Source organism: Nostoc sp. DedQUE08 (assembly GCF_034530895.1).
In the GTDB taxonomy this organism is placed as follows: Bacteria; Cyanobacteriota; Cyanobacteriia; order Cyanobacteriales; family Nostocaceae; genus Nostoc.
Map to the genome: position 1 here is coordinate 1 of NZ_JAVRCD010000123.1, position 6,264 is coordinate 6,264.

Consider the following 6,264-nt stretch of genomic DNA (forward strand, 5'->3'; position numbering starts at 1 on the left):
GGTGGCCAAAAACCAGATCGGCTTAATTATAAGTAATCATCCGAACTTGATATAATTCAGATATTGCGATGCCTGCGGCGAGCTACGCTAACGCAGAATCCAGAATATATAATTTCTTTGTGGCTGCGCTAAACCTTTGAAAATAATTGCCTACTCTTACACCGATCCACTATTAGAATCTTCTCCCGATCGAGCCGATTGGGGATGGGAGGTGGATCGGGTTTATGAAGATTTGGGCAAGCCAGACTCTTCTTTGCGATCGCAATTACAACTATTATTCAAAGATTGCCAAACTGAACCAGCAGATTATCTCCTGATTCGTCGGTTGGAAGAATTAGGAGATACTGTAGAGGAAATTAGCGATCGTCTCAATCAACTCGAAGTCATGGGAATCGCAGTAATCGCCACTGAACAACCCTACACTTCCGAAAGTTACCCTCTGGGCGCTGACTTGCTGAATTTGCTACACGCAATCCAACGTCAGCAACGTAGCCGCCGCATCCGCCAAGGACACGCCCGTAATCGTCTTGAGGTTGCACCGCCACCCGGCAAAGTTCCCTACGGCTATCGCAGAGGTAAGGGAAAATATACCATTGACCGCAGTACTTCACCAGTTGTCAAAGATTTTTTTGAACACTTTTTACTTTATGGTTCCCTGCGGGGTTCAGTGCGTTACTTGGCGAAAAAATACGGCAAGAAAATCTCTGTAACCACAGGAAGACGCTGGCTGACTAATCCAGTTTATCGCGGCAATACAGCTTACCAAAATGGTGAAATTATCTCCAATACCCATATTCCGATAATTTCTAAGGAAGAAGCAGCCCAAGTTGACCGACTTTTGCGCCGTAACAGCCGTTTACCATCCCGAACTGCTAGCGCACCGCGTTCTCTGGCTGGGTTGGTTGTCTGCGCTGAGTGTCAGTCGCATCTGACAGTTACCCGTGTTACCCAACGCAACCAAGATAAAGAGTATCTTTATTTACGTTCTACTAGCTGTCCCCAAAGCCCCAAGTGTAAGGCTATTCCCTATCAACAGGTGTTGGAACATACCATTGAAACCGTTTGCCGTGATTTACCTCTGGCGGTAGCAGGAATGAATTTTCCCCAGTTGGATGCATTCAAGAATAGTTTAGGACAAGCGATCGCTCGTCAGCAAGAAATACTTGCTCAGTTACCCGCTTTAATTGAAACTGGAATTTTAGATGCCGAAACAGCAAAGTTAAGGGCTTACAAACTTCGCACAGAGATTTCTGCACTCGAAGGAAAGTTGGCAATTCTCCCTCCAGTTAACTTGCGTTCTGTTGCTCAAGCTGTTTCTATACCACAATTTTGGTTAGATTTATCGGAAACAGAACGAAGATTTTACTTTCGAGAATTTATTAGACAAATTGAGATTATTTGTCAGAATAAAGAATTAAAACTCCAAGTTATTTTTATTTTTTGATTTAAATGAAACACTATTTTTGAGACGGTTGATCCTTAGTATACGCAACAGGTTTTGGCCCTGCATTCCGCACATTGATAACTTTATTCAGGATATCAAACCAAAAAGGTGCACCCATAGCAATAGCAAAACCACTCACTATCCAACCACAAATTAATTTAAAAACCTGTGAAATTCTGATGTAAATTCTATTCGATTTCGTCGTATCTAATAACTCAAACTGTTGATTAATATTTTGCCATCCAATCGGTATAGAAGAATTTCCTAATAGTTTCTCAATATTCCTTCTGTCTACTTCATTATTGATATAATCGATTCTTTGACTTGCACTTTGAGTAATAGTAGAGCGGATAATCGAATCCTCCGATAGTCTTTTAACCAAGTGAAATGTATCAGTATTAGTTAAAAAGGCGACTAATATTCCAATTAAAATAGCAACTCCTTTGGCATTTCGCTTATAAACACCGCTTGCTCGATCCATCGAGCGATCGAACCATGTTTCTACTTCATTTTTAAATTGATTTACTTCCTCTGTGAGATCGCCAATCTTTATCCTGCTACGTTGAGCAATTACACTAAGGCTCTTAATTAAATTATTAGGAACTTCATCAGGTAATTCATTATTAACAAAATCTATAAATTTCTGGTCAATCTCTCCATAAATTTCTTGAATTTTTGTGTAACTTGCACTATTTGGATTATTAATACCTTTTTTAAGTTCTTTATAAGAAGTTAATATCATCTGTAAGTTGGTTTTTGTTTCTTCATTAGGATGTTGAACGTAATTAATTAGCTGAGGAATTTTTAAGGCATCTAATAAAGTAATTGCAAATGTTTCAGAAGGTAGATAGGAAGGGCCGCTTTGTTTTTCTAGCACTATTTTATCAGGCTTTTTAGTAATTTCCTGGAAATGCTTTTCTAATTTACCCTTAGCTTGTTGATTCAAAGTATTAATCAAAGGATCGTTATAAAGTTTCTGTACTAGATGGATTGCATTAATAATATCTGATTTTTCACTTTCACTACCACCTGATAAAAGTAATTCAATTGAAGTTCTTAAATGTTTAACTCTCCATTGTAATAATGTGGCAATTAGTTCTTGGATTTCCGAGGCTAGCAAGCTCAAAATTAAGTAAATAAAAACTAAGCCAAGAGTAATATCTACAACTACAGGTAAATTCATTGACAGTCTCCAATAATTTTTAGCTATTAACTGTTATCAAAAGCTCTTAAAAAATTGTATATCATAGATTTCAAGATTCAATACTTGCTTAATCAAAATTAAAAAACTAAAATCAGTTTGTTTAGATAGTTTCATAAAAAATATTCTTACTAATTGATTATTGAAAAAATCTAACTATTTTTTCTGAAACTAATATTCAAAAATCTTATATATTTTTTTTAAGTATTCAGTAGACCATTTTATTTTTATAGCAATCAGTTACAAATTTTATGGAATTAGCCAGATAAAATTTAAACTAAGCGTCACCTTCAAAAGAACATACAAGTTTATTTACGGAATATCAAACAGGTAATAAATAATTTATTGCTTGTATTATTTTTATCATTTATTAGTTTAAAATGTTACTTAAATAACCAATATATTTTTTTGAAAAATAGCGCTAATTATAAAAAACTGAGTTAATCTTGGAAACTAGCAATTGTTAAGAACATACGTTGTTACTGGGTGGCAACATGGGAGATTCGCTAGATGTCTCTATGTAATCAAACCAGCAAGTAAAATGATTACCAGAGAATATGCAAGAAGGAAGCTTTATTTGGAGTCATCTGGAAAAACAGCATCGCACGGTTGGCAAATGGATTGATTGGGTATGGCTAATAGTATTGCTGTTGGCAGCAGTATTACTGTTTAGCATCAATCTGGGAGGGTTGCCGCTGCGAGATTGGGATGAAGGTACTGTGGCACAGGTTGCTCGTGAAATTTGGCACGCCCCAGCAGGTTCAATGCGTTGGCTTTATCCAACGTTAGGAGGCGAACCATATCACAACAAGCCGCCTTTGATGCATTTGCTGATTGCTTGGGCTTATTCTCTAGGAGGCGAAAATGAGTTGACAACGCGCCTACCTGGAGCAATTTTAACAGCAACATCTGTACCTTTACTGTATTGCATTGCTCGAGAGATATTTCGCCAACGTTGGGCTGCTATTTATAGCGCCTTGATTTACCTAACAATGCTACCTGTGGTGCGTCATGGGCGGCTGGCAATGTTGGATGGGGCGATGGTAAGTTTTTTGATGGTGATGATGTTGTGCGTGTTGCGATCGCGCCGAGATTTACGTTATTGTCTTGGTGTTGGCATTAGCTTTGGGTTTATTTGTTTAACTCAAGGACTGCTAGGTGTATTACTCGGTGCGATCGCAATTGTATTTCTATTTTGGGATACGCCACGACTGCTCACTTGTTATTATCTCTGGATCGCAATCTTAATTGGCATTCTACCTGTAGCTGGTTGGTATGGTGCGCAACTAATTCACTATGGTTATACTTTCGCCCAAATTGGTATTGCTAACCCATCACTAGACCGAATTGGCTCAATTGTAGAAGGTAATTCTGAACCACCTTGGTATTATGTGATTGAACTTCTCAAATACACATGGCCGTGGTTATTATTTCTACCACAAACTGTCCGCTTAACCTGGGAAAATCGCAACCTTAGCTGGGCAAAATTAGTAATGGCGTGGAGTGGGGTTTATCTACTGGTAATTTCCTTCATGATTACCAAAGTTCCCTGGTATTTATTCCCAATTTACCCTAGTTTAGCTTTAGCTTTTGGTATCCAATTATCAGATACGGAAAATTCGCCTTTACTCTCATCTTATCCCCGTGCTTGGGTTGCTGGTTTGGCAATACTTGCTGTAGCTGCTTCTGCTGGTAGTATTTATTTCAGTTCGGGTACAACCCCAAAAACAGACTTACAACTGATTTTTGCCGCCGTAGCTTTAACTATGTCCTTAGCAGCTATTTTGGCAGAACGAGGTGACGGACAATTTCTGAAGATTTTGTTTTGGGGAAGTTATATTTCGCTGCTGCTGTTAATGAAATCTAACTACTGGGTTTGGGAATTATCACAAGCCTATCCAGTTAAACCAGTCGCCGCCATGATTGTGCGGGCAAATCCAGCGACGAGGAAGATTTACACGTCTTTTCCTTACCATCGTCCTTCGTTGGATTATTATAGCGATCGCACCATCATTCCCGCTTCTGTTGGTGAACTAGAATATTATTGGCACTACAACGGCCAACCCTACTTCCTGCTTAATGTATCTGATTTCAACAATCTTGAACTAGAGTCGATGAAGCTAATTGACCAAGCTGAAGGTTGGAAGTTAGTCACAAAAGATATCAATAGATTGTAAGTATGGGGCATGGAGAAGAGACAAGGTAGACGAAGAAGAGGCGGGAGACAAGGGAGAAACTTGTTCAATAATTCCCCCTTGTCCCCTTGTCCCCTTGTCTCCCCTGCTCCCTGCTCCCCTGCTTGTCCCCTGCTCAGGAAAAAATCAGATCGTTGCCCAAAAGGTAATGATAATTTTATAGCGATCGCGTTCTTCCAAAAAGTGTAAAAAACCTGCGATTTACTTTGAAGAAATGATAAACTGCGTAATTTTGCGGTTTTGCTGGCGAGATTGATTTCTCTATGCTTGAAATATTTATTACGAAATATTTCATTCATTAAATTTAGCAATTAGGTGTTTCTAGTGCCGCAAAATCTTTCATCGTTACCAGAACCAGTCAGAAGGATTGAGACAGAAGCAAATCAACCATTTTCAGAAGCGTGGGCAAAGAAGTATTTGCGAAATTTAGCTGAACAGGACAATCGCATCGAAGTTCTCAAGGTCAGTGAAATTGCAAATGAGGTTGCAAAAACGTTAACGCAGGCACTGCGAACCACAAGTCTGCAAGCGTGGGGAAAAACAGAAGCGCTTTTGTCTCAAGAGGTGATTCGGCATCAAATTGACCCTGAATTAATCGATCCGTGGGAAGTTGCAAAGGATACCCACCAGATTTATCAAACTGCCCTCTCAGCCTATGCTGAACAGATTTCCCCAGCAAAGTTTTCTACATGGATTGCTAGGGATTTGGGAAAAATTCGACAGAAGTACACAGCAGACGATCCTAGAGTAATTGGGTTCATTAGTATGCAGTTTCACTACAGCGGACAAATACTACTGAACTTGACACCACCAGTGCAGCAAGCATCGCTGAGGGATTACTTCAAAGTGATTGACGATCATCTTTATATGCCGCTCCAGCGTGCTTACCAGGCAGCAGCAGAATATGCTTACGACGCGCCACCATTACAAGCTGTCCAGCAGCTTTTACCCTTGTGCAGCGAGATTGCGACCAAGATTGCAGAACGGGTGATGCAGATGTATCCCAACTATCAATGCCACACAGGTTGTTTAAGTGATACTAACATTAACATTTCCAGTGTCCGTGATATAGAGATGTTCCAGGTATATCTATGGGTCTGTATTTTGGAGAACAACATTAGTGCCATACAACAAGAGCTATTTCCCCTGTGTGTGATGTTATATCCTCGATTAAAGGTGCGCTGGGAATTGGTGCGGCAATTAATTTACTTGCTCGGTACTGAAATCCGCTCTCGTTTGGAACCAGAACAGGCTGCTTATTTTTTCGCTTACTATGAGTCGTTGCAAGCAATGTTTTCACCCCAAGTTTTGCCGGACAGTAAATCTTAAATGCTGTAGTGTCCCGATTTTCTAAGAAATTTTGATAATTTATATAGGACTCATATTTGATTTTTGAAAAAAACTCAGTACAGCTTTATTCCTTC

4 protein-coding genes are annotated in these 6,264 nt (G+C 39.3%); 3 read left to right on the plus strand and 1 reads right to left on the minus strand.

All coding sequences use genetic code 11. The features are described from left to right. The first annotated feature begins 136 nt into the window (after nt 1-136). Nucleotides 137-1,444, plus strand: coding sequence for a recombinase family protein (locus tag RMY64_RS36455; RefSeq protein ID WP_322702657.1), 1,308 nt, complete (start codon nt 137-139; stop codon nt 1,442-1,444). Nucleotides 1,445-1,457: 13 nt separating this feature from the next. Here RMY64_RS36455 and RMY64_RS36460 read toward each other — a convergent pair whose 3' ends face one another. Continuing rightward, nucleotides 1,458-2,627 carry a hypothetical protein gene (locus RMY64_RS36460; RefSeq protein WP_322702658.1) on the minus strand — a complete coding sequence of 390 codons (1,170 nt, stop codon included), beginning with the start codon at nt 2,625-2,627 and terminating at the stop codon, nt 1,458-1,460. Nucleotides 2,628-3,202: 575 nt separating this feature from the next. On the opposite strand from RMY64_RS36460, the gene RMY64_RS36465 reads away from it, so the two are divergent. Then, entirely contained in the window at nt 3,203-4,822 is a 1,620-nt protein-coding gene (locus RMY64_RS36465; protein ID WP_322702659.1) for a glycosyltransferase family 39 protein, read from the plus strand. A gap of 342 nt (nt 4,823-5,164) precedes the next feature. Then, nucleotides 5,165-6,169, plus strand: a complete 1,005-nt coding sequence (locus RMY64_RS36470; RefSeq protein WP_322673142.1) for a hypothetical protein — start codon at nt 5,165-5,167, stop codon at nt 6,167-6,169. The last annotated feature ends 95 nt before the right edge of the window (nt 6,170-6,264 follow it).

Excerpts from the sequence above, each read along its gene's own strand:
- RMY64_RS36460 (WP_322702658.1), bottom strand. The coding sequence starts at position 2,627 with ATGAATTTACCTGTAGTTGTAGATATTACTCTTGGCTTAGTTTTTATT.
- RMY64_RS36465 (WP_322702659.1), top strand. The coding sequence starts at position 3,203 with ATGCAAGAAGGAAGCTTTATTTGGAGTCATCTGGAAAAACAGCATCGC.